The sequence below is a fragment of the Paenibacillus hodogayensis genome (assembly GCF_039536325.1).
GTDB classification, from domain to species: domain Bacteria; phylum Bacillota; class Bacilli; order Paenibacillales; family NBRC-103111; genus Paenibacillus_AB; species Paenibacillus_AB hodogayensis.
The window spans coordinates 32649-57287 of sequence record NZ_BAAAYO010000006.1; the positions used below are offsets into that span (position 1 = coordinate 32649).

The window sequence follows — 24639 nt, forward strand, 5'->3', positions numbered from 1 at the left end:
GGGCGACTTCCTTCCTAATCCTTAGATTGATCGCATCACGACCGCTCTCTATTCTAGCATTGGCCCTCGAAACGGATTTCTTATCGATTGCGGTATTAGCCCAAGAAAAAAAGCCCGCCGCCCGACGAGCTTTGCCTATAACCTATTAAGAACTTCTAGCAAAATCATTAAAGACTCCTAGCAATGAACAAAAACGTTCTGCGGGAAATTTACATGGATGTTTGGCGCTGCGCCATCCGGCTCAAAAACCGGTTCATGAGCAAGGGCAGCGAGATCAGAATAGGGGGATCGTCCAGACGCGGAGGATACAGCATCACTTCCTGATAAGGAACGGCGCTGAAGGGCTTGACGACGATCGGCTCTCGCGAACGGGTGCGAAGCGTCGAGTGCGGAAGCAGGACGTCCACGGACTGCGTTCCCCACGATACCGAGGTCGCCATCATATAATAGGTGCCCGGCTTTACGCCGGTAAAGCAAAAAGAACCGAGTGCAGACAATACCGTACCGTACAACGGAATGCCTTCCGGAATCGGCCTGGCGAACAAACCGATCAGTATGACGCCTTGAAACGGTTCCGTGGCCTGCACGGTTCCCTCCACTTTGCCGTAAGGGCTTGCAAGCGGAAACAGCGCTTCGCGCCAGCTATCGAGCTGCTGCAGCGAGTGCAGATGGCGGTCCGCCAGCAGTGTGGAATTGCGGAACTGAGCCGGCGTAACCCCTATCCGCTCGGTAAAACGCGACGTGAACGTGCCCAGGCTTTGCTGGCCGATCTCCAGACCGATATCGCGGACGCTCAGCCGGGTGCGGAGCAGCAAATCTTTCGCCTTCTGGAGGCGCAGGGCGGACACGTAATAAAGCGGAGACAGTCCGATTCTTTCTTTGAATATGCGCGTGAAATGGTACGGGCTGTAGCCCGCGTATTTGGCAAGGCTGGAAAGCGGTAGCGGGTCATAAATGTGCTCGTGAATGTAAGCGATCACCCCGTCTATTTCGGAATATCGGTAAGACACGAATCCTCCACCTTCCTCAGCCGTTGCGGGCAGCGCCCCTTCAGGCTCATTATACAGAACTGATGTTCGCATTCATAGTACCATATCTTTCATGAGGATGGAACCGCTTGAATAAAAAAAAGACCCATCGTCCAGAGGGAACCGGACAAAAGGGTCTTCGATAAGAAATGCCAATCGTTCGAATGGAACGGCAGCCGGCGTTTAGCCGACCAGTTGGAGCGCCTTCTTCAAGGCGCCGGACGCGCCGAAGCCGTCATGATAGTCGATTTTTTTGCCATGCTTCTCGGCCAGCTCGCGCACCGCCCACATAGATGTATGCTTGATCGCGCCTTTTAATATAATAATAACGTCCGCTTTATTGATGATCCGTTGAAAATAGTGCTCTACAGAGCCTCCGCCCGTCTTGCCGTCATGATGCTCGACGATCAAGCCGTTCTTCTCGCCCAATTTCTTGAACGTATCCGTCTGACTTCCTCCGATAATCGCTACCGTCTTCATGCCGACTCCTCCTATAAGTAAAATGGCTTAGCTTGCTCCGGCTTCCCTTGGTTCTATCTTTATATTAACTCAAAATTACCAAATGTCAATTGGAATAGTCGGAATTATTTTTTTATCCTACCTTCCTTGCCCCGTCCGTACAAATCCGTGACGTATCCCTGCTCATCGGGTACAATAAAAATTGGAAAAAACCGGATTTTTCAGGGAGGAACGATACGTTGAACAAACAAAATCGACGAGTCCCCGACCTTACATCTTCGACGGGCAAGAAGGACTCCACCATTACGCAGACGCAAAATAGACCTGATCTGGCCGATTTGCCGCCGATCGAGCTGCTGCAGCGTTCGATCGGCAATCGGGCAACGGGCATGCTGATTCAGCGCAAGCTTACCAATATCTCTTCCGACACTTTAGAGTCGCCAGCCGGAGCGATCCGCTCCGCGCTTGGCAACCTCCCCGTCAGCAAAATGCTGCTGCCCGGCTCTCAGCCGGCCGAGGATCAGGAACGTCCGAAGAAGGTCGAAGCGGAGATAACGAAGAAGACGCTGCGGGATTCGGATCGGAAAAACAGCGGCAATCTGAGCAAGGTGACGACGATGGCGCGTGCGGAGCAAGTGCTTTTGCAGGGAGCGGACGTCAAAAAGTTTTACGACGCCGGGCATCTCGTCGCCGATCAGTTAGTCGGAGGCACGGACGATTCGTTCACGATGTGGAATTTGGCGCCGCAAGCGTCGGAGTTTAATGCTCCCGCCTACGCCCAGGTGATGGAGGAGGAGGTCAAGAAAGCGGCCAAGGGCGGCCGAACCGTCAAGGTCGAAGTCGAGGTAGACTATCCCGACGGCGGCAGCTATGATGTTCGGATCGGGGACCTGCTGAAGCGCAATATCGTTCCTTGGGAAAAGTTCGGCACCGACCATGTCCGGATCGGCAGCAAGCTGTTCCCGAATACAAAGCTGGATGAAGCGATCTCCATTCCCCGGCGTATTCCGACCGACTGGAAGATGGATGCGACGGTCGTGTCCGGCAAACCGCTCCCGGCTGCCGAGAAACCGGCATCCTCCGGGGAGAACGCCGCCAAGTCCGTCCCTCCGAGCGTTTGGGGCAGCGCGAATCCGACGATCGGCGAGCCGTATGCGTTCTCCGTAAGCGATTCCGCCCGTACGCACGACAAGCTGGTCATGGACCAGACCGGGAAACGGACGCTGATCGCCAAGCAGTGGGCTCCGTCCGTCGGCGGCGCGAGAGCGGAGGATGTCGCTTCCCTCGTCTCCCATACGTTCCCCGATTTGGGGAGCAACGACGAGATCATCGCCAAGCTGATGACGGACGGAGGCATCGTAGAACTGCTGCACAAGGCGGCCACCGACGTATCCGAATCGCTGAAGAGCGCATTGACTGGCATGACCAAGCTGCTAGACCCTACCCTGTTGGACGAATCGGTCATGGAATACGGGGACAAGATCCAGAAGCTTCTACAAGACAGCCACACCGCACGGCAAACCAAGGATTTGAAAAACGCCGTCGATTTCCTGGTCCGCGCAAAGCAGATGGCGGAAGACATGATCGAAGAGATTCGGAAGGCGGAGAAGGAGCAGGCGGAGACGTTCACATTCCCCCTATCGACAGCCCGGGAGCTGGAAAGGTGGAATGCGGAGTTCGTGACGCCGAAGGAACGGGAATCCGTGAATTTGACGGAAGCGAGCAAACAGTTCAAAGGCGGCTCCTATGAGCCGCTCTACTTGAACGATAAAGGCGGAGAATTCCGCTTCTTTTCTTTCGGCGTCCCGGCGGATATAAATGAGGCGATCCGGGTCGGACCGCCGATCGCCCCCTTCGATATGGTTGTCGTTACCTCGTCGGTGTTCCAAGAAAGCCCCGGGTTGTGGCGCATCGCCTACAAGCACCCCGGCTCCTTGTAAGCTTATACGTCGCGCCGCAAAGCGCGCAGCACATCCACCTGAGTAGCGCGCTTCGCCGGACGAGCGCCGGACAATACGGCTACGCCTAGCGAGATGACGGCCGCCAAGACGGCCAGCAGCGGCGGGATCAGCGAGAAGCGGAAATCGCCGGGCACCTGCTCGTTCAGAAACGAGCGGATCAAGAGCGGCAGCGCGGCGTTCACCGTCATTGACAGCGCGTAGGAGACGATGATGCCGATTGCCGCGCCCAGCAAGCCGATAAACCCGCTTTCCAGCAGGAAAATACGGCGGATGGCCGACGGATGCGCGCCGATCGCTTTCATAATGCCGATATCCTGCGCGCGCTCGGTTACGGCCATCGTCATCGTATTGAAAATGCCGATCGAGGCAATGAGAATGGCAATCGTGCCGACGAAGACAAGCCCGATCTTCATAATGAGAAACACCATATTGATCTGCTCCAGCTCATTGGCGATCGAATGATTGAAGTACCCTTCGGCGCGAATCTGCTCGCCGATCGCTTTCACATATTGGCCGCCTTCCGCAATGACCTGTACTCCATTGTACTGGCGCGGCTCGCTGTAAGGTCTGATCCTCTCCATACCGGGATCGTCCTTGTTCTTGGGCATCACCGCTCCGAGCCTTGTTCCGGTGATGGACTCGATCTTGTCGAGCAGCCGCTCGTCCATGTATATGTTGCGGTCTTTGTTCCATTCGCGCGTCGGCTCCTTCGCTACCCCGACTACGGTAGCCGTAAGCTTCGTCTTCTGCTCGACGTCGTTCACGCGCTGCATAACCTCCAGCTGCACGGTTTTGCCGATCCAGTCCTTGGCCGGCGGAATCTCGGGTTTCGTCTGAACGGGAGCGGAAGCGACTTGACCCGCTTCGCTTGCCTCCGGAAGAGGTTCGCGTATGTTGTAGCCGATCACGACCTCGTCGGCGGCCTGCGGCAGCCTCCCGGCGACAAGACCGAAGCCGGCCTTCGTCTCGGCGTCGAAGTCGAGCGCGATCATCGCGCCGCCGCTAACGACTTTCCCCTCCACCGTAGGCTGCGGAATTTGCTGCAAAACATGGCGGTACGTCACCGCCTTTACCTTAGGGAGCGACCGCAGGTAGGCGATATCCTCGGGGGTCATGCTGTTGACCGTTTTGCCGTTCGTTTGTTTGCCCCATACGTCGATGGCGGTCACGAGCCGGTCGCCGACCATTTTGTCGACAATGCTTTGCTGCAGGCCAAAACCGACGGAGGCCAGCACGATCAGAAACGCGCACCCCATGGCAGTCGCGAGCACGGTCATAAACAGCCGCGATTTGTTCTTTTTCATATTTTGCCGGACGAACCGGACCTGATCGTTCCACTTCATCGGTTGTTCCCCTCTTCAATCAGACTTGCCGTCCATCCTGCCGGTTGAGCGGCCGGAATGCCTTGCCCATTCATCCCGTCGCGGCTCGGACGCGGACGGATACGGCCGTCCTGCAGCAGGACGGTGCGGTGGGCTACCTCGGCGACCTGTTCGTCGTGCGTAATCATTAAAAAAGTGATGCCGTTCTCCCTGTTCAGCTCCCGGATCAACGTTAGCAATTGCCGCTCGTTGTCGCTGTCCAGGCTTCCCGTAGGCTCGTCTGCCAGCACGATGGGCGGCTGCAGGACGAGCGCACGCGCCACTGAGACGCGCTGCTGCTGACCGCCCGACAGCTCGCCCGGATAATGGCTGGCACAGTCGGACAAGCCGACCCGTTCCAGCAGGACATCCACCCGCTTCTTGCGCACGGCCAGATCGATCCCTTTAAGCACGAGCGGCAGCTCCACATTTTCGAAGGCCGTCATGCTCGGAATGAGCTGGAAGCTCTGAAACATAAAGCCGAAATGCCCGAGCCGAAAATCCGCCCACTGCCCTTCGCTAAGCTTGGTCACCGTCCTCCCGGCGATCCGGATCTCCCCGAGCGTAGGACGTATATACCCGGAGATCAGATTGAGCAGCGTCGATTTTCCCGAACCGCTCCGTCCGACGATGGCGACAATTTCCCCTTGCTCCACGCGCATATCGATTTGATGAAGGACCGGAATAATCCGCTCTCTTCCTTTTTTGCCAATGGCGAATTGATGGCTGACTCCTTGAACCTCGATCATCGCGAACCCTCGTTTCCATTCGTAATACTCCCGCGTTTGTCCGCCCAAGCGGAACGCAAGTACAACTATACCGGACAACACTTAAGCAATATGTAACGAAATGTTAAAAATATCTTAAGTTAATCTGTAGAAAACCGTAGGACCGCAAATCGGGATAAGCGCAAAGTCGAACCCAGAGCTTGTGCGCGGCGAATATCGAGCTACAATTAATTTGTCAAAGCTCCAAGCTTAAGGAGGGCAACACGTGAAAAAAATCGGATTTATCGACTATTATTTGGACGAATGGCACGCGAACAAATACCCCGGGTGGATCGAGCAGGCTACGAACGGCGCCATGCGGGTCGCTTTCGCCTATGGCAAGCAGGACGCGCCCGGCGGGCGGACGAATGCCGACTGGTGCCGGGACAACGGCATTGAGCTGCTGAGAACCATCGAAGAGGTTGTGGAGCGCAGCGATTATTTGATCGTGCTGTCGCCCGACCATCCGGAATTTCACGAGGAGCTGGCGACGCTGCCGCTGCAATCGGGCAAGCCGACTTACGTCGACAAGACGTTCGCGCCAGACCGGGGAACCGCGCTGCGCCTGTTCGCAACGGCGCGGAATCACGGTACGCCGGTCTATTCATCCTCAGCTCTCCGATTTGCCGCCGAATACGAACGAATCGACCGGACCGGCATCGACATGGTTTGCAGCTTCGGGCCGGGCGCATACGCCAACTATTCGGTCCATCAGATCGAGCCGATCGTCAGTCTGATGGGCAGCGAAGCCGAACGGATCATGTTCGTCGGCACGGAACGCTCGCCCGCATGGCTGATCGGCTTCCGGGACGGACGGCAAGCGTCGATGCACCATTTCGGCAGCGCCGCGTTCAGCATGTCGATTCATTACGGAGCGGGCAAGTCGGAGGCGGTCCGGATCGAATCGGATTTTTTTGCGGCATTCATCCGCAGCCTGACGCGCTTTTTCGCAACCGGCGAAGTGCCGGTAGACCCGGCGGAGACGATCGCGATCATGACGATCATCGAGCAAGGCCTGCTGGCGATAGCCTCTCCCTTCCAATGGATGGCGCTTCCGACCGACGACGGATATGGGGTTTAAGGAGCATGCCGGAGCCGGCTGTCTGTTTCATTTCGATAACGTATTCGCGGCAGGCGAGTCTACGTTCGGCTGCATCGATCTGTACCAGATCGGGGAAATTTGCTGCGAAGGCGGACACGAGATCTCCTCTCATCGGCAGAAATGTCTGGAGCTGAGCTATATCGTGTCCGGGAGCGGCGTGTTTTACTGCGATGGCAAGGCCGTCAAAGTGACCCAAGGAGATATCGTCTGCAATGCGTTCGGCCATATGCATGCGATCGCGGCGGATGCCTCCAGCCTGCTGCGGTTCGTTTACATGGGCTTTATGTTCAACGACAAGACGGATGAGGAACTGGCGAGCATCCGCTCATTTCTGCAGGCCTCCCCTTACCACCATGCGAAAGATACGTATGGGCTTATGATTCCGTTTATGCGCAACATCGACGAATTCTACGCCCACAAGCCTTACTCGCGCACGATGATCCGCAATTACTTGGAGGAGGTCATCGTGCTTTCCTACCGTTCCTTTACCGAAACGAGCGGCAGAACGGTTCCGTACAGCCCGCAAAAATCGGCCAATTCGGTCGGGTATACGGTATATTCGGTCATACGCTACGTGGAGAAGCATATTTTCGGGCTGAAAACGATCCGCACGATCGCCGACGATCTCGGTTACAGCTACACGTATTTGTCGCATACGTTCAAAGACAAGACGGGCATGACGCTGCAGCGGTATATCAACCACAAAAAAGCGGAGAAGGCGCTCGAGCTGCTGAAATACGGCAATTTGTCGATACGGCAAATCGCCGAACAGCTTCACTACGAAACAGCCCAATCGTTCAGCAAAGCGTTCTCGCGCATTATGGGCTGCCCTCCCTCGCACTACAGCTCGACGCAAGGCAAAAAGACCGGTTCCCCTTAACCGGTCTTTTCACTGTCGCGAACATTTCGGATCGCGTACCTTTTCTCTGCGCGTGTTACGTTGTATGACGGTCGACAACAGGGATCACTCCGGACGTAACCAGGCTCGAATCGCGTCGGGCAGCTTCGCTTCGGTATGCCCCACATAATAACGGTCCCCGCTGACAACAAGCCGGTGCTGAATGCCCAAACCGCCCGGCAGCTCATAGACGACCACATAGCGAAGGTTCCGGTCCGGTCCGGCTGACCTGTCCTCGACCGCCTGGTCGAACAGTGCCAGGAAGGCGGGAATATCGCCGCCCCGTATCGTCCGGACATGCTTGCCGTGCAGTACGTTTGGATTCGCGACCTCATATAATTGAATACTCGCGACATCTTTGGCTTGAAGCTCCACTGGAGCTCTCTGGTCTTGCCGGTACACGCGGTATCCATTGAATGCGCCGTCCACGGCGGCCGCAACCAGCGAATGATCGGACACTCCCTTAATGGCGAACACCCGGGTGCCAGCAGGCAAAAACGCCGCGTCTCCGTCCTTCGTTTTGTAGCGCGAATTGTTCTTGTGCTTTGAGGCAGCTAACTCGAATTTCACTTCCCCGACCGGTTCACCAATGCTGCTCGCATCGACGATGACCGTCTGCCAATCACCCGTATATGAAACTCCGTTCAGCTTCAGGAAATCCGCCCAATCGACGACGACCTGCCCACAGCCTGCCAGACAGCAGCACAGGACCGGAATAAGCCACAGCCAGCGTTTGATTTTCATACGATTTCTCCCCCTCTTTGTCGATACATCGACAACCTCCCCTGACTATCACAACAAACCCTATACCATACCTTTACAGCCTTAGGCAAGTCATCCTCGACCCGACCAAAGGCATTATACAATCAAGGTTGTTGGCGGGTTTACAAACGAATCAAGGCAGCAGCTTCTGCTTGTTTTGGATCGGAATATACAGATCGACTTCGCAATAGTCCTCGCTGGCCAGGCCAACATCGATATATTCGAAATAATACGGAGCGCTCTGCTCGTATATGGAGTGCGGAAGCCACCCGTCTATGTAATTCCAAATGTGCTCCAGTTGGACAAACGTAAGCTGCCTGGGGTGAAAATCGCCTACATATTTGAAAACCATATATTTGTGTGCAGGGAGAACGGTCGTATCCCACGATTCGAATTGGCCTTCCAAGGAATGGACCTCGGCAGAGGGAATATAGTCTGACGTGACCGAATTCTTAATAAACTGGGTAAGCCCAATATACAGATTCTCATTCACTTTATTCGGGATTTTGGGGTGATCGTTGTAAAAGAAACGGTTGCCCGCCGCATTGGCCGTATGCTTATAATAGTTCTCCTCCATATGGACCTCGCCCTTCTTGCCGACCAAATAAGTAACGGGCTTGACGACGACCGTCGGTTCAAAAACAAGGCCCTCTGCCACGTTTTCCAGCTTGGAGAGATCCATTTTTTCCGTCAGCGTAATGGGAGCAAAGACCTTGCGCAAATAGGAAGGCGTCGCCCCGAACAAACGCTTGAAAGAACGAATGTAGGATTGCTCGTGCTCAAAGCCGAATTCGGTGGCGATATCGATAATATTCCAGTCGGTGTTCAGCAAATAATCCACGCTTCTGCTCAATTTCCTTGCCCGTATATACGCAACCAGCGGCTGGCCCGTCGTGTGCCGGATAAGCCGGTGAAGATGGAATTTGGAAACATTCAAAGAAGCGGACAGATCATCCAAGGAGATCGGCGTCTTCATATTTTCCTCAATATAAGCGACGGTCTGCTCGATGATCCGGTAGACGGATGTTTTATAGGGGCGATTCATGAGGGCTCCTTCTCAAAATAAGCAATAAATGTGCATAACGACAAGCAGACATCTTGTAAACTATCAAATGTCCCTATTTCAAGATTATCAGGTACGGCTGAAACACGCCACTGGAAACCCATTGGTACATGCTGCAAGGTTCAGGAGGGTCATGAGATGAGTACCATTATTTTAGTTCACGGGTCATGGCACGGAGCCTGGTGTTGGAGCGATCTTGCAAGGCGGCTTGCGGAAAAGGGGCACTCCGTCCTTGCGCGGGATTTGCCTGGACATGGCGAGGACAAGACCGCCTTGCAGCTTCTGACTTTAGAGGGCTACGTGCAAAGCGTTATTGCGACGATCGATTCCGTTAAAGGACCGGTCATTCTTCTGGGGCACAGCTTCGGAGGGCTGGTCATCAGCCAAGCGGCGGAATACCGTGCGAACCGTATTCAGGCTCTGGTTTATTTGAGCGCTTATTTGCCCCGCAACGGTGAGTCCGCATCCGATCTGACTATGCAGGACAAGGACTCGCGGGTTCCTTCCCATCTGCTCTTCGCCGATGACTACAGCTCCTTCCATATTAACCCGGAGACCGTGGAAAAAGTGTTCTATGAAGATTGCGGACCGGAGAATCTGATGCTGGCCAAATCGCGTTTACAACCTGAAGCGATGGGACCCTTCCGGGAAAAAGCAAGATTAACCGACGCCAACTTCGGAAGCATCGAGCGCATTTATATGACGACTCTATATGACCATGCGATCAGCCCCGAGCTTCAAAAAAAGATGTATACGCTCACCCCTTGCGAACAAGTCATCTCGCTTCGCGCAGCTCATTGTACGTTTGTCTTCGACAGCGAAGAACTGCTGAGCCGGCTGGTCCAGTTGTTTCCTGCGTAAGCGATCTCGCATGAATCCGAAGCCCGGATAACGATACGAAACCCGGAGGCCATCCCGATGTATACGAAAAGGTCCAGTTTCCTGCCAAGCCGGGGCTCGAACATTCAAGAGCCGGGATGGCCTGCTTAGTTGCCGTTTGCAAAAAAATCCGCGCAGCATGCACGGATTTTTTTGACGTTTGCCGGTCTTCAGCGGGCTCAATCGGTCCCTTCGGCTTGCGGCAGCGCAAGCGCCTCCGCCTGCTCGTCCCACCTCCACCGTGCCGAGCAGCCTTGCTCGTGCACGCCGCCGTACCAAGCGTCGATGCCGTTCAACGTTACGGCGTCCGCCTCGCCAGCAAGCACGCTTGCGCCCTGCTCGGTAAGCGTAACGACGCAGCTTCCGAAGTCGGGAACCGCCCGCTTATAATCGGGAAACGCGGTCAGCCCGGCGATATGCAGAAGCGGATGCGGCCCCCGAGTCAGCTTGGCCAACACATGCCAATATTGCAAATCGCCCATTCCCAGATGATGAAGCCGATCTCCTGCCTGCTTGAACAATTCCAGCGGCGATCGAACGCCGTCACGCACCAGCTCGAGCGTAGTCTGCCCAACGATTCCGAGCCCGTTGCGGGTGGACGGAAAACGCGCCAGATGACGCATAAAAGCGCTGTGCGCATACGGCAGAGCGGACGTATCGCCGGTCACGAGCCGCTGCAGCCCTTCCGGGTCGGGGGCCGCGTAAGCTTCCCACAGCGCGCTTCCGAGCCGAAGCTCCTCCTGACCGACCGTCTGCCACGTCCCCGACAAACCGGACAGCTGAGCCGGAGACAGCTGTCCCAAGCCGCGAAACGGCTCGATGCCGGGATAAGCGCCGATGCACAGCAGATTCAGCTTCGCGTCTCCGGTTCCGTGCTTGGCGAACCAGTGGAGCAAGTAACACAGCATTGTCTGGTCGAACAAATCGTGCTCGAACCAAAGCACCACCTCTTCGTATTGGCCGCAATTCGCCAATATGCGCTCCTGTTCCTCCGCAGTCCGGATAAACTCCGCTGCGGGAATTCCCAGCGTCCGCTCCAAATCATGCGCGCGGACGGCACGGGCGGACGGCTCTGCCGGGTCGGGGAACACCGGTCCTTCCGGGTAAACTTCCCTCCAGACGAGGATATCCCCCTTGACGGCGCCTTGCCTCAGCTTGTCGGCGACCGAATCTCCATTGACGATATGCAGCATGCGAGTACCTCCTTCATACAAGTGACGGATGACCGAGACGAAATCGGCTACGGGGAGCTTGCCCTTCAGCTTGCGACGAGCGTCGAACAGCCTTTTCTTCAAGGTAGGCGCCGGCGTCCCGAGGCAAGCGGATATTTCCCGGAGCGAATATCCCTGGAAATAGAACAGCTGCACGGCCAGGCGCATATTGGGCGACAAGGCAGCCACGCCGGCGCGGAGAGCTCGCTCCATCTCCCTCCGTTCGGCAATATCGGCCGCGCTGGCGCCGGAAGCCCCCTCCGGTTCGGGCAGCTCCCGGAAAGGCACCGCCTCCTGCCGACGCTGGCGCAGAAGCCGGCGGCTTCGGCGGATCACAATCGTCTTGAACCATCCGGGGAACGCTTCCGGCTTATGCAGACTCCCCAGATGGAGAAACGCCTCGGTGAACGCCTCCTGCGCCGCATCCTCGGCCTCGTGCGCATCGCGCAGGTGTTCGTATGCCACGGCATACGCCATGCCGGAAAACCGTCCGACCAGCCGGTCGAAGGCGGAGCGTTCTCCTTGCATCGCGGCCCCGACCCATACTGTCCATTCCTCCATGACCAGCTCCCCTTTCTTCCGCTCTGTCTACAAGTGCCGCCTAACGGCAGAAAGGTTACGTGCTTCGCATTATTATTTTCCCTATCGCTCGCCCGTCCCCGCCCTAGCGCTCCTGCGTCCGTTGCAGCTCGCGGACGGTCCCGTCCCGGAAGCCTACGATCACCTGGCTCGCCATCTGCATAAACAAGCCGTTCTCCACGACACCCGGAATCGCGTTCAGCCGTTCGTGCAGCTGCCGGTGCCCGTGAATCGCTCCGATGCGGCAGTCGGCGATATAATGGCCGCCGTCCGTAACGAAGGGCCGGTTGTCGCTCAGCCGCAGAACGGGCCGGCAGCCTAGACGCTCCAGCGCCTGGATCGTCAGCTCGTGACCGAAGGAGACGACTTCGACCGGCAGCGGAAAAGCGCCCAGCCGGCGCACCAGCTTGCTTTCGTCGACGACGACGATCAGCCGTCCGCTCGCTGCGGCGACAATCTTCTCGCGCAGCAAGGCGCCTCCGCCGCCCTTGATCAGGTTCCAATGCGGATCGACCTCATCCGCCCCGTCGATCGTTACATCGATGCGCTGCACCTCCGCGAACGGCACAAGTGAAATGCCCGAAGCCTCCGCCAGCCGCTCCGACTCGACGGACGTCGCTACCGCCCGTATGCTCAGCCCTTCCCTTACCCGCTCGCCCAGACGCTTGATCGCCCAGGAAGCGGTCGAGCCGGTCCCCAATCCGACCGTCATTCCGTCCCGCACATAGGACGCCGCCTTCTCCGCGGCCAATCGTTTCGCTTCCATCGCACCGTCCCTCGCTTTCCGCTTCGTTTTCTTGAGATGGATTGTACACCGATCCGCCAGCGTCTGCAACTCCCCGGTATGCGCCGGATATGCATCCGGCAGCGGCGGGCGACTTCGTACCATACGGCAAAAAGCCGGCTCCCGCCTGCAGAGAGGCTCGGAACCGGCTTGCCGTATACGGTATGGATGAAGGATGCCTGTAAACGGTTTGTGATCGATTGCGCCGGTTGACGACCGTCGTCACTCGGAACGGCAGCCGTCGTTACCGGCTTTGCCGCATTTTTTCCAAATGCTTGACGGTCGGCGTCAGGTTCGCCATAAAATACGCTTCCCGCAGCCGCCTCGAAGCGCTGCTGCTCTGCATGTAGCCGGCGCTTCCGGCATGCAGCATCCCCGACTGGACCGCCCTCAAGGTCAAATAGACGACTTCCAGACGAATACGCACAGCCTCGTCCCAAGCCAGCTCCTGCTCCGGTCTGGCGGCGAACCGATACAACTCCTCCCGCAGCAGCTGCCATTCCTCCTCGAGCTGCTCGGGCTGATCGCGCAGAAACCGGCTGCAGCCGTTCTGTCTGTTCTTCAGCTTCTTCATCGAGCGGACGGCTGCAGCCGTGACGCCGAGCCCGAGCGGGATTTGATACAGCAAAAATTGGGATCGAACGCCGAATACGAACTCGTCGGCCTGCTCGGACAAGATCCATCGCTCAGGAACGTGCACCTCGTTGAACTCGCACATGAACGTCGCGCTTCCGTTGAGCCCGAGATAATTCGATTTTTCCTTCAACGACAGCCCCGGCGACGAGCAAGGGACCAAAGCCATCACTCGCGTATGCTCATCCGCCTCCGCCACGATACCGAAGACGTGGTCCGGACCGAGGTTGGAGACACTCGGCAGCTTGCCGGTCACGATATACCCGTCGCCGGACTTCCTCGCCTTCAGGCACAGGCTTTCCAGACACGCGTAATATTTCATCGGGTTGGACAGTCCGGTCGCCCCCAGCATCCGGCCTGTTTCCAGGAGCGGGAGAATGTCGTTTTGCAAAAAGGAATTGCCGCTCGCCCTCACATAAGTCATCGCCGCCAAATGACACCATAGGTTAAAGGCGGTCGTCATGCACGTCCGGGCCGTCTGCTCGACCAGCGACAACTGCACGGCGCGAATATCCGCCTCCGGCATCGGGCGGGCGGGGAGCAGCCCGGTTCGGCCGAGCCCGGTCAAATACTCCTCCGGATAATACGCTTCGGCGTCGATTTTGTGCACAACCGGCTTCAAGGAGCGCTGGATGAGCTGGTTCAAGAGCTTGCCGTGTTCCGTATCGTTCAAGATCATATCATTCAACCCCAGATCCGCTGCTCGCGTGTTAAGTTCCCGAAATAATTTCCGTAATCGAGTCGATCGGCGCCTTCACGGCCGCGCGGGCTTTCTTCACCGCCGCTTCGCCGGGAGCGTCGTAGAAGCATAGACACTTGGTCATATCCTCGCATACATACGTACGGGAGAAGGCGACCTCCGGCACTTCCGCGTAATGGGCGGAATTCGTTTTCTTGCGCTCCAAGTACTGCTCCATCGTCAAATGCTCCGGCAAGTTCCACTCGACCAAATAATTGACCGTCTCCGACTGTTCCTTCACTTGCTCCAGCTCCTGGCCGATCAGCCGCACCGGCTTGCTCAGGACGACCGGGATGCCCGCTTGGCGCAGTCCTTCCAGCAGGCTGTCGCGCCCGGACGTTTCGAAAATAAAGAAGGCCCGGCTGAAATCCTTGGACACCTGCACCTCGATCAAGCTCGCTTCGCGGGTCGCCAACTCCTCGCGGAGCGCGGCCAGCTTGCTCTCCAGGCTTTCCTTGTCCTTTGCCACCGCCGCCAGGGCGGACTCTACCAAATACAACGACATGTTCGTTCTCCTCCAGTAAGTATATTTTTAAAACCTACTATCCAATGGTAATATTAGATTACTTGGTTGCAAAAATCAACTTACTAGCCGCATAATTGTGGTATGATACTTACAAAACGGCCGATGGAGGTTATTCGATGAAAGACCGATACGACTTGCCCTGCAATATCGCCCAAACGCTGAACATTATCGGCGACCGCTGGACGCTGCTCATTATTCACGAGGTGCTGGTCGGACGCACGACGTTCAACGAAATCAAAAAATCGCTGGAAGGCGTCTCCTCGCGGCTTCTGTCGGAGCGGCTGAAATATTTGGAAGAAGCCGGCCTGATCGTGTCGCGGCTGTACTCCGAGCACCCGCCCCGCTACGAATATACGGCAACGGAAAGCGGCCAGGCGCTGGAGCACGTGTTTCATTCGCTCGTGCTGTGGGGGCGCGAGCATTTGCAGAAGTGCTACAAAAAGCTGGTGCATCAGACTTGCGGCCACGAGGTGAGCATCGCCTATTACTGTTCGCATTGCGACACCCATGTCACGGATTTGAAGGTAACCGAGTTGTCGGCGTCCGAGTCCGCTCCCGCGCCGACTCCGGTCGGCTGACGGGCCGGCTCGGTCCTAGCGCCCCCACTGCCGCTCGATCCATCTCTCCAGCAGACCGACGGCTTTATCCAGCAGAAGGCCGCACAGCCCAATGCAGATGATGCCCGCGAACACGAGATCGAGCCGTAAATAATTGCGCGCATCGACGATCAGAAAGCCGAGGCCGGACTGAGCTCCGACCATCTCGCCGGAGACAAGGAAAATCCACGACGTGCCGATCGCGATATGCAGACCGTTTGCAATATAGGGAAACGATGCCGGTAAAATGATTTTGGCGACGAGCGGGAACCGCCGCATCTCCAGATTGCGGGCCACCTTCAAATAAATCGGCTCCACTTTGCGCACGGCCGATACGGTCGACAGCAGCACCGGAAAGAAGGCGGCCAAAAAAATGATGACGATCGCCGGGGCGTTGCCGATGCCGAACCACAGCACGATAAAGGGCGACCAGGCGATCGGCGATACCGGCCGCAACACTTGCACGATCGGATCGATATAGACCCACAGGCGCGGCAGCAGCCCGAACGTCAGGCCGAGCGCGACCGCCGATACGACGGCGGTCGAATAGCCGATGCCGAACCGCAGCAGGCTGACTTGCAGGTGCGTCCACAGGCTGCCGTTCTCGATGAGCGAGACAATCGCTTTCCCCACCTTAAGCGGCGGCGGAAACAGCGATTCCTCGAACCCTCCGATCAGCACCGTCACCTGCCAGAACGCCAGCAGGAGGACGAAACCGATCAGCACGTGGGACGTCTTCGTCAGCTGCCTGATCATCGCTTCATCGCCTCGTCAATAAAAGAATTGTCTACGAAATCTTCGAACGACGGCGGATTCGGAATGAGTCCCATTTCCTTCATGTATGTTTGCAGCTCTTTGTACGATCCCGCGTCCAGCTTCAACTCGTCGTACTTGATCCATTGCAGCGACAAGTCCAGCACCTTGTCTTCCACGCTCATGTATTTGGACAAAATCTGCTTCGCCTGCGCATCCTTGCGCTCCGCGACCGCTCCGGCCTTGACGTATTCCGCGACGAATTCGGCGACGGCGTCTTTGTTGCTGCGGATGAAGTCTCCGCGCAGGACAAGCCCGCAATCGACGGAATCGTTCCACAGCTGCTCGGACTGGAACAGCACCTTGCCTTTCTGAATCGCCACCGACCTCGCTCCGAACGGCTCGGCCACGACATATCCTGCGATCCGCTTCTCGGCGAGTGCGGCCGGCATCTCCGCCGGAGGCAGCTCCACCACGTTCAAGTCGGACAGCTTCATGCCGCTCTGTTTCAGCATCAGGTAAAGCAGCACATTATGCGTGGAAAACTTGTGCGGGATGGCAAAGCTTTTTCCTTTCAGATCGGCGACCTGCTGGATGTCGTTGGCGGTGACGACGACGTTCCCGTCCTTGTGCCCGAGCGCAACCGCCTTCAAATCAATGCCCTGCTCCTTCGCCCGCATGGCCAGCTCGATCAGCACCGAAGCTCCTTGAATATTGCCGGTGTTCAGGGCATCCATCAGATCCGGCCACGAGCCGAACTTGACCAGCTGCAGCTCGAACTGCTTGAACTTGCTTTTTCCCAGCTCCTCCTCAATAAACAGCGGCGCGGCGTGGGTAATCGGCAAATAACCGATTTTAATGACCGGTTTCTTGCTGTCCTTCCCTGCCGGCGCTTCCGCCTGTTTGACGCCTTGCCCGCATGCGGCTACCATGACGGTTAATATCAGCAAGACGGCCCATGCCCTGTACGTGCGCAAGCCCAACCTCATCCTCATATCCCCCTTACGTGATGCGGAGCGGTCGAGCGCTCCGTCTGGCGCAACGCTAAATGCTGTACTCCGCTGGCGACGGGGGGCGGTCGAAGTGAAACTGCTCAAGAATCTGCTTTCGGTAATGCTGGAATTCCCCGTCCCCCCTGTCTCTCGGTCTAGCCGCCTGGATGCGTATTTCTTTGTCCAGACGACCGGGATTGGCGCTCATGATCAGAATCCGGTCGGACAAATACACCGCTTCGTCGATATCGTGCGTGACGAGAATGATCGTCATCTTGGTCTGCTTCCGGATGCGCAGCAGCTCGTCCTGCAAGTAATAGCGCGTGAACGTGTCCAGCGCCGCGAACGGCTCGTCCATGAGAATGATCTCCGGCTCCAGGGCGAGCGCACGCGCCAACGCCACCCGCTGCTGCATGCCGCCGGACAACTCGCGGGGAAAATGGTCCTGCTTGTCGTCCAGGCCGACAAGCCGCAAATAGTCGCGCGCCCGCTGCCTGCGTCGCGAGGCGTCCAAACCCGAGTCCTCCAGGCCCAGCTCCACGTTCTTCAACACCGTCCGCCACGGCAGAAGGCCATAATGCTGGAAAAGCATGACGCATTTGCGGTTTGGACGGGCCGCCGGCTGGCCGGCCATGACGATCTGACCGCTATCCTGCTTCTCGAAGCCGCCGATCATGTTCAGCAGCGTGCTCTTGCCGCATCCGCTTTGCCCGAGCAGCGAGACGAGCTCCCCTTTTTCCACGCTGAACGAAATATCGCTCAATACCGGCTCTGAATCGCCCCGATCGGACCCAAAGCTTTTACACAGGTCGAGCACCCGGACTGCTGCGGAATCGCTCACCAGCGGATTCACCCCTTCCCCTTCTCTCCTTAACTCATAATTCATACCTGATTAGTATGAATTGTTGTCGATAGTTATTTTATTATACTTTGTATAAAAATACAACCATTATTTGATAAAAGATCCGGACACGCCGGAATGCCTGTCCGTCCTTTATATTACCGGATCATTCGAGGCCCGTAACCAGCCAATCGGGCAAAATCCGGCTCCGCCACTTGGAGCGGATTTCCGATGCTACCCGCCAGCAAGCTGAATGGATTCCGATGTCGGCACGGGAAAAATTCAATTTGCAACGCCAAAAGAGCATTCTCTTCTCCGAGGATGCTCTTCTGCTTCGCCCCTACTCTGATAAGCTTCGAACCGATGACCCAAGCCAATGCGTTGCGGCTCCATCCAATTTACTTACATCCATCTCGAATTTCAATAATTTGTTCCATATGTCTTTGTTCATGCAAGTACAGCGATCTGACCCATTCAATCAATAACATCTCTTTAAAGACCGGGTGTGTAAAGTATCTTCTGCTCAGCACGGACGGGTCCTCTACGGTGTTCAATAGTTCATTTAGCTTCTCTCTTGAAAGGTTTAGTTTATCGATGATGTCTTTATATTCAAAAATTTCATCCGTTGGTTTAGCAATATCAGGAGCTTCCAACTTGTTACTTCGATCGAGCAAAAAATCCAATGGTTTACGTTCCAGAAATGAATCTTCCTTGCTCCTTAATCCTCTCCTTATGGCTGCGGCATATAATTCTTCTGTTTTAACCAAGTGCTGACACACCTGACCAATACTCCAGCTGTAGGCATCTTTCCGTTTGTTTAATTGATCTGCACTCAATCCATTAAGAATTTCCAGTAATTCGTCTCTCGTTTCTTTTAATTTTTGATTGATTTCTTGAAGTTCCATGAAAACCTCCCTTTCTATAATTCCTAAAAGTTGTATTCTCGGTTGCAAAGCCCAATACCTGCTGCCGGCGGGATCGGCTTTACCAATACCGCAGCGAGTTTCCATCCTAGATTATATGCGTCCTGCATGCCTGTATTGCGTTTACCAGTGGCAAATAGGAAACGAATCAAGCCTTGGCCGACTAGCGGCCAAGGCTATTTGCATTAGGAGCGGATTGGGCTCTGATTCCGTCAATAGGTTGCTTCCTCATACAAATTCGCAGGCAATGCCTGCACGAACGGTGTCCAATCCCCTGTTGTATAAAGCAGCAGTTGATGCATGGCTCGCGTACATGCGGTGTACAGAAGCTTGCGATCGTTTTCCCGGCCGTAAGCTTGAGACGAAGCCTCATAAATCAGAACGGCATCGAACTCAACACCCTTGGCGAGATATATTGGAATAACCATTACTCCTTTCTCAAAGGTAACCGTCTCCTTCGTAATGAGCTGCAGCGCTTCGCTTCCTTGCATCTGTAATGATTCAAAGGCTATGCGGCTTTCAGCCGCGGTCTTCGTAATGATGGCAATAGAGTCGAAGCCCTTGGCTTTAAGCGCCGCGATGTCTTTCCATATGCGCGCGTCACGCTTCTCTCCGCCTTCTAACCTGGTTAGAAGAGGCTTCGGTCCGCCCCTTTCAAAGGGTACGATTTCCGACTCATCCGAAAGCAATACTTTCGTAAATTCCACAATCTCCCGAGTCGAACGATAACTGCGCACAAGGCGGATCAAGCTTGTTTCGTCCTCGCCATAAAGCCGAACGAGCGGCGAATCGGACTCCTGCAGTTTTGTCTCCTGCGTAAAGATCGCCTGTCCGAAATCGCCGAGAACAGTCATGCGGGCACGCGGGAACAGTTTTTTGAGATACTCGTATTGAAATGTCGAATAATCCTGCCCCTCATCGACGACGACATGACGAATCTCCGTGTTCGTGCGAACGCCTTCGATCAGTTCTTTGATATACAAATACGGAGTCGCATCCTCATAACATAATTCGAACCGGTCCAGCTTTCCTTTGGTTTGTTTGCAGATTTCAGCCCATAGAACAGGGATCTCGTCTTCATCCGTCCTCTCCCGGTAAGCAGCTTCATCGCCGAACAATTGGGCGTATACGCCTTGAATATCGATAAACGATAATTTCCTTACGCTTTGCCTTAGCGGTTTGAAGCTCATCTTCACGATTGCTTCGCTGAGCAACTTCTGCTCTCGCTCGGCAAAGTCAAAGTCGCCTTCATCTTCCCGGGACTTATTGGTAATTTTCTCCCTAACTACGGCGTAATGCTCGGCAATGTCAAACACTTCCTTGTCCTTGTGCAGCAGGCCGAAAACTTCCGCATATTGCTCGCTCTCGAGATAATTCAACTCCTCCTCTACCCAAGAAGCCGTTCGTTCCTTGCGTTCCAGTAATGACAGCTCCTTCAAGAGCCATTTTTGCAGGAGATCGACACGATTGGCCAAGCGCAAGGAGGGGTTGTAGCTGTAAAATTGCGATCTCATCTGCTCCGCGGTAATCAGATCACGGTCCCGAAATCGGATGCCTTTGAAAAGCATGCCTTCCCGTCCCAGCCACTGCGCATAGTTCTGCAAGGCTCTCAAGAAAGACTCCGACGCCTTATACTTGATCCCCTGAAGACGAGCCTCGTAATTTGGCGTTGACTGTGCGGTCAGCACAAATTCGATCTGATCGAAGGGATCCTCCAGACTTAAGGATGACCCTAGCCAATAATCGAGATATTCCTGCAAGGTCGTCTGCTGCATATTCTCCTCGCCGAGCTCGGGAAGGACGGAGGATACATAACTGTTAAAGATCGGATTCGGCGAGAAAAGAACGATCTGATCGGCCTTAAGTGAATCGCGGTGTTTGTAAAGCAAATACGCCACACGCTGCAAGGCCGCAGAGGTCTTTCCGCTGCCGGCCGCTCCTTGCACAATAAGCAGCCGGCTATTATCGTTACGGATGATGGCGTTCTGCTCTTTCTGGATGGTGGAGACGATGCTCTTCATCTGCGAGTCCGCGCCTTTGCTCAGCATTTGCTGGAGCAGCTCGTCGCCGATCGTTACGCTGGCATCAAACATATTACGGATTTGTCCGTTGTGAATCTGATACTGCCGTTTCAGCTCCATCGTACCCGTGATCTGCCCGACTGGCGTGACGTACGAGGCCGGACCGGGGGAATAGTCATAGTACAAACTCGCGATGGGCGTGCGCCAGTCGTACACCAGGAAGCTCAATCCATCTTCGTCGAGGAAGGAGGATACGCCGATATATATCTGCTCGCTCAGGTTCAGTCCGTCCTCTAGAAAGTCGATGCGTCCGAAATACGGAGAAGGGAGCAGCCGATTTAAGCTCCTCCATTGTTGCGTCATATGCCGGTGGCGGCGCTCCCGTTCGGATAACACCGCAGCCTGTTGTTTGATCGTATAAAAGGTTTCTTCAAAATCTTCGTCCGTGCTTGTGTTTACGGTAACTTCTTCCCAGAATCGCCTGCGAATTTCCGCAGCCTGATCGCGCAGACCGGTAACTACCGGTTCCAACTCGTCGATCCTCGCTTTCAGCTTTTCCCTAACCTGATCCAGCCGTTCTTGTTCTGTCCGCCATTCCTTCGCTTCCATGGTTTTATGAACACTCCTTTTCAGTCCAGATTGGATAAAAAGAGCATTGACAAATCAGAGGTTACTGGTGTACACTAAAATTAGGGAAAGTAAGTGGGACACCATTATTAACATGATTTTCGATTGCGCCATCCATTATATCATGGCGTTTTTTTGCGTTCAATTATTTTCTGTCTCTTGGCTTCATTTGCCAAGCTTTTTTTTATTTTCTTCCCCTCTTGATCCCCAACATGGTTGTTCCTATCACCCCTTGATCATTTTTTCAAGAAGTGCATGCGATTGAGACATAGTCTGTTTAATAAGTGTACCTGCAGAATGATCGGTTGCTAATCTAAGCCCCTGACCTGCCCATAGCGACATATACTCCGGATTATTCGTTTTAGCCGCTGCCTGTCGAATATCTCTTTTCATCGCGTTCTGAATTGGAAAAGCAGGAATGACTCCGGGATATTGATCCATCTCTCTAATAAATTTAGTCTGAATACCACGAGCCGCTCTACCTGAGTATGCACGCGTAACTACAGTGGAGTCTTCGTTTGCCGAAAGAATTGCCTTTTTATAAACAGTATAAGCACCACTTTCCATACACGCTAGAAATGCAGTACCCATTTGTACGGCAGATGCTCCTAATGTAAGACTCGCTACGAGGCCTCTTCCATCCATAATCCCGCCTGATGCTATAACAGGAACGGCTACTTGATCCACAATCTGAGGAACTAGAGCCATTGTTCCTATTAAAACATCCGCAGTCCTTCTCAGAAACGTTGCTCGATGCCCTCCAGCTTCGCTTCCCTGCGCTACAATGGCATCTACCCCTGCCAACTCCAACTGCTTGGCTTCTTCAACAATAGATGCTGTTCCTATCACAGTTGTCCCCTGCTTTACGTTAATCGATTGACTTGCGTAGTTAAACCTTTTTTAGAGTTTTCCCATTGGACACAACATGACCCACTATCATTACAATTACAGCAATAACAAGTACCAAGGCAGCAAGAGCCAAGGATATGTCGTAACGATTTGTTGTACTCAAAACAAAGCCTGCCCCTACGGGACCAAGGATTTGTCCAGTCCCAAAAAAACCAGTCATCAACGCAATGGCTTGATTGCCGCTCGTTGGTTTTAGTGCTCGAGCCGCGGTAATTGCAAGCATGGAAATCCCCATAAAGGTCCCGCCAAACAGAATTGAACCCAGAGTTACACCGAAAATATTAGGTAGTAATACAGGCGATATAACTCCGATAGCCTGGAGAATAAGCGCAAGTATCAATGGCTTTACATAACCCATCTTACCCATACACCAAGACCAGAATATAGTCGAGGGCACCGCCGCTACGCCGACGATAATCCAGCTATAATCCGAAAAAAACTCCATATTCGGAATTTGTTTGACATAAGAAACTAAAAACGTCGCACTGACAATATAGCCCAAGCCTTCAAGACCATAAACAATAAGCAAATAAACGAATAAATGGGTTTCTTTTATAAAAGAAGCTTTAGCGCTGCCCTTTAGAGGCAGGTGTTGCTTTTGGGGCTCCTGGACAGATCTCCAAATCATGGCCACAAGAATGATACTAACAACCAAGAGCCCTATCCATGCTCCCCTCCAGGAGTGAAGTCCGAATAAGGGAACAAGTAACCCCGATAAAGCAATACCGAATCCAACCCCGCCGTAAAAAATACCGATCCATTTTTCACGTTTGTCCGCGAGAAGCGCATCCAAAACTAAACTTGAGGCAAGGACAAAAATAAAACCGCTGCTCAAGCCCGCTATGAAACGGAGTATCATCCACCAAGAAAACGAAGACGTAACCCCCATTAATCCTGTTGTTACCATGCATAACACCAACTGAATTCGCAGATGAGTAGATCTTCGCGCTCCGGATGTAATGAAACCCGCGCAAAAAGCTGCAACCAAGTAACCCAAATTATTAATTGCCGCCAAATAACCAGCTTCTGTTATGGATAAGTTCATTTGTGACTGCATAAATGGGAGTATCGAGGTATATGAAAAACGACTGATCCCCATTGCAATAGTTAGCATAACAAATCCGCCAATTAAGATTTTTGTCGAAGCAGCTTTGCTTTTTACTTGTATATCTGAATGTGTCAATGGATCTCCCCCTCCGGTTTTCATTTTAACTCCATCATGATATTGTGTAAAATGAAGGTATGCGATACTTTGCATTAAAAAAATCAATACAAGAAAGAGAGAATGTTTATGGAAATCCGCGACATGCACATTTTTTTGACTGTCGCCAACGAAGGCAGCATTACACGTGCTGCCGAGAAATTGGAATATGTTCAGTCGAGTATAAGCATACGTATTCAACAGCTTGAACATGAACTGAATACCGTTTTGTTTTTTAGGCAGCGTCAAGGAGTTCGGCTCACTACATCGGGACAGATCCTTAAATCCTATGTAGAGAAAATTTTATCTCTTACGCAAGAGGCGAAACAAGTCGTATCGGATAGATCAACACCACAAGGACCGCTTCGAGTAGGATGCCTTGAAACTACAGCTGCCATTCGTTTGCCGAATATTCTCGCCGATTATCATAGTTCCTATCCAGAGGTCGATTTAACATTGAAAACGGGCACTACGGACGAACTTACTAAGCTAGTCCTGAAGTTTGAATTGGACGGTGCATTCGTATCCGCGCCAATGGGGCATGAAGAGTTAGAAACAACGACGATCGGTTATGAAGAACTTGTGCTCGTAACAGGAGGACAACATTTATCCATGGAACGAATGGAAGAGTTACAAAACCAAACTCTACTCGTTTTTAGAACGGGGTGCTCCTACCGTCAAAAATATGAAGATTGGTTAAGTCTCAAAGGAATAAAGCCGGCCAAAATTATGGAGTTCGGTACAGTTGAAGGAATCCTTGGATGTATTCATGCGGGGCTTGGCATTTCACTATTACCCCATTCAGTTGTGGAGAGAGCGAAAGAACACTATCGTCTTCAAATTCAAAAAATAGCGGAGAAATCATTCAAAACGGCGACTTTATTTGTTCGCCGCAAAGATTCATACTATACTCCGGCCGTATCGGAGTTAATACGTATAGCAAAAGAAAGATTTATTTAACTCCACTTGTATAAGCCCTCAAGCAGTTCAAACGAAAAAAAGTCATCACAAAACTGTGATAACT

At 54.0% G+C, this 24639-nt stretch carries 22 protein-coding genes and 2 pseudogenes; 6 read left to right on the forward strand and 18 right to left on the reverse strand.

What is annotated here, in order from left to right; genetic code table 11:
• Window positions 1-209: 209 nt before the first annotated feature.
• Complete coding sequence (locus ABD796_RS11275) at window positions 210-1010, reverse strand: helix-turn-helix domain-containing protein (protein WP_344907542.1); 801 nt, start codon at window positions 1008-1010, stop codon at window positions 210-212.
• Window positions 1011-1211: 201 nt separating this feature from the next.
• The gene (locus ABD796_RS11280) at window positions 1212-1508 is read right to left on the reverse strand and encodes a DUF2325 domain-containing protein (protein WP_344907545.1); all 297 of its coding nucleotides are present in this window, start codon (window positions 1506-1508) and stop codon (window positions 1212-1214) included.
• A 218-nt stretch (window positions 1509-1726) separates the two neighbouring features.
• Here ABD796_RS11280 and ABD796_RS11285 point away from each other — a divergent pair, with 218 nt between their 5' ends.
• A complete protein-coding gene (locus tag ABD796_RS11285; RefSeq protein WP_344907548.1) occupies window positions 1727-3427 on the forward strand; it encodes a DNA/RNA non-specific endonuclease in 1701 nt (566 codons plus the stop codon).
• 2 nt (window positions 3428-3429) lie between these two features.
• Here the strand turns inward: ABD796_RS11285 and ABD796_RS11290 are convergent, their stop codons facing one another.
• On the reverse strand, window positions 3430-4791 hold the full coding sequence (locus tag ABD796_RS11290) for an ABC transporter permease (protein ID WP_344907551.1): 1362 nt from the start codon (window positions 4789-4791) through the stop codon (window positions 3430-3432).
• Complete coding sequence (locus ABD796_RS11295; protein WP_344907554.1) at window positions 4788-5558, reverse strand: ABC transporter ATP-binding protein; 771 nt, start codon at window positions 5556-5558, stop codon at window positions 4788-4790. Before ABD796_RS11295 ends, ABD796_RS11290 begins: the two co-directional genes overlap by 4 nt.
• 244 nt (window positions 5559-5802) lie before the next feature.
• Between ABD796_RS11295 and ABD796_RS11300 the strand changes: the two genes are divergently transcribed.
• Window positions 5803-6657 carry a Gfo/Idh/MocA family oxidoreductase gene (locus tag ABD796_RS11300; protein WP_344907557.1) on the forward strand — a complete coding sequence of 285 codons (855 nt, stop codon included), beginning with the start codon at window positions 5803-5805 and terminating at the stop codon, window positions 6655-6657.
• Window positions 6647-7558, forward strand: coding sequence for a helix-turn-helix domain-containing protein (locus ABD796_RS11305; RefSeq protein WP_344907560.1), 912 nt, complete (start codon window positions 6647-6649; stop codon window positions 7556-7558). The genes ABD796_RS11300 and ABD796_RS11305 overlap by 11 nt, the downstream gene beginning before the upstream one ends.
• A gap of 84 nt (window positions 7559-7642) precedes the next feature.
• Here the strand turns inward: ABD796_RS11305 and ABD796_RS11310 are convergent, their stop codons facing one another.
• Window positions 7643-8320, reverse strand: coding sequence for a hypothetical protein (locus ABD796_RS11310; protein ID WP_344907563.1), 678 nt, complete (start codon window positions 8318-8320; stop codon window positions 7643-7645).
• A 151-nt stretch (window positions 8321-8471) separates the two neighbouring features.
• Entirely contained in the window at window positions 8472-9383 is a 912-nt protein-coding gene (locus ABD796_RS11315; protein WP_344907566.1) for an AraC family transcriptional regulator, read from the reverse strand.
• Window positions 9384-9539: 156 nt separating this feature from the next.
• On the opposite strand from ABD796_RS11315, the gene ABD796_RS11320 reads away from it, so the two are divergent.
• The gene (locus ABD796_RS11320) at window positions 9540-10262 is read left to right on the forward strand and encodes an alpha/beta fold hydrolase (protein WP_344907569.1); all 723 of its coding nucleotides are present in this window, start codon (window positions 9540-9542) and stop codon (window positions 10260-10262) included.
• 197 nt (window positions 10263-10459) lie between these two features.
• Here ABD796_RS11320 and ABD796_RS11325 read toward each other — a convergent pair whose 3' ends face one another.
• The 4 genes from ABD796_RS11325 to ABD796_RS11340 all read right to left on the reverse strand — a co-directional run bounded on the left by ABD796_RS11325 (window position 10460) and on the right by ABD796_RS11340 (window position 14731).
• Entirely contained in the window at window positions 10460-12052 is a 1593-nt protein-coding gene (locus ABD796_RS11325; RefSeq protein ID WP_344907572.1) for a sigma-70 family RNA polymerase sigma factor, read from the reverse strand.
• Window positions 12053-12155: 103 nt separating this feature from the next.
• Window positions 12156-12836 carry a ribose-5-phosphate isomerase RpiA gene (rpiA, locus tag ABD796_RS11330; protein ID WP_344908928.1) on the reverse strand — a complete coding sequence of 227 codons (681 nt, stop codon included), beginning with the start codon at window positions 12834-12836 and terminating at the stop codon, window positions 12156-12158.
• 262 nt (window positions 12837-13098) lie between these two features.
• Window positions 13099-14166 (reverse strand): acyl-CoA dehydrogenase family protein, encoded by a 1068-nt coding sequence (locus ABD796_RS11335; RefSeq protein ID WP_344907575.1) that lies wholly within the window; start codon window positions 14164-14166, stop codon window positions 13099-13101.
• Window positions 14167-14197: 31 nt separating this feature from the next.
• A complete protein-coding gene (locus ABD796_RS11340) occupies window positions 14198-14731 on the reverse strand; it encodes a DUF4242 domain-containing protein (RefSeq protein ID WP_344907578.1) in 534 nt (177 codons plus the stop codon).
• Window positions 14732-14868: 137 nt separating this feature from the next.
• Between ABD796_RS11340 and ABD796_RS11345 the strand changes: the two genes are divergently transcribed.
• Complete coding sequence (locus tag ABD796_RS11345) at window positions 14869-15330, forward strand: winged helix-turn-helix transcriptional regulator (protein ID WP_344907581.1); 462 nt, start codon at window positions 14869-14871, stop codon at window positions 15328-15330.
• A 15-nt stretch (window positions 15331-15345) separates the two neighbouring features.
• Here the strand turns inward: ABD796_RS11345 and ABD796_RS11350 are convergent, their stop codons facing one another.
• The 8 genes and pseudogenes from ABD796_RS11350 to ABD796_RS11380 all read right to left on the reverse strand — a co-directional run bounded on the left by ABD796_RS11350 (window position 15346) and on the right by ABD796_RS11380 (window position 23597).
• Complete coding sequence (locus ABD796_RS11350; protein ID WP_344907584.1) at window positions 15346-16104, reverse strand: ABC transporter permease; 759 nt, start codon at window positions 16102-16104, stop codon at window positions 15346-15348.
• Window positions 16101-17090, reverse strand: a complete 990-nt coding sequence (locus tag ABD796_RS11355; protein ID WP_344907587.1) for an ABC transporter substrate-binding protein — start codon at window positions 17088-17090, stop codon at window positions 16101-16103. Before ABD796_RS11355 ends, ABD796_RS11350 begins: the two co-directional genes overlap by 4 nt.
• A gap of 55 nt (window positions 17091-17145) precedes the next feature.
• Window positions 17146-17934 carry an ABC transporter ATP-binding protein gene (locus ABD796_RS11360; protein ID WP_379120352.1) on the reverse strand — a complete coding sequence of 263 codons (789 nt, stop codon included), beginning with the start codon at window positions 17932-17934 and terminating at the stop codon, window positions 17146-17148.
• A gap of 398 nt (window positions 17935-18332) precedes the next feature.
• A complete protein-coding gene (locus ABD796_RS11365; RefSeq protein ID WP_344907590.1) occupies window positions 18333-18839 on the reverse strand; it encodes a DinB family protein in 507 nt (168 codons plus the stop codon).
• Window positions 18840-18922: 83 nt separating this feature from the next.
• Window positions 18923-19030, reverse strand: a pseudogene (locus tag ABD796_RS35645) (FAD-dependent monooxygenase); the annotation flags it as partial.
• Window positions 19031-19069: 39 nt separating this feature from the next.
• Entirely contained in the window at window positions 19070-21487 is a 2418-nt protein-coding gene (gene helD / locus ABD796_RS11370; RefSeq protein ID WP_344907593.1) for an RNA polymerase recycling motor HelD, read from the reverse strand.
• A gap of 243 nt (window positions 21488-21730) precedes the next feature.
• Window positions 21731-22369, reverse strand: a pseudogene (locus ABD796_RS11375) (NAD(P)H-dependent flavin oxidoreductase); the annotation flags it as partial.
• Window positions 22370-22394: 25 nt separating this feature from the next.
• Entirely contained in the window at window positions 22395-23597 is a 1203-nt protein-coding gene (locus ABD796_RS11380; RefSeq protein WP_344907596.1) for a YbfB/YjiJ family MFS transporter, read from the reverse strand.
• Window positions 23598-23705: 108 nt separating this feature from the next.
• Between ABD796_RS11380 and ABD796_RS11385 the strand changes: the two genes are divergently transcribed.
• Window positions 23706-24575 (forward strand): LysR family transcriptional regulator, encoded by an 870-nt coding sequence (locus ABD796_RS11385; RefSeq protein WP_344907599.1) that lies wholly within the window; start codon window positions 23706-23708, stop codon window positions 24573-24575.
• Window positions 24576-24639 lie beyond the last annotated feature (64 nt).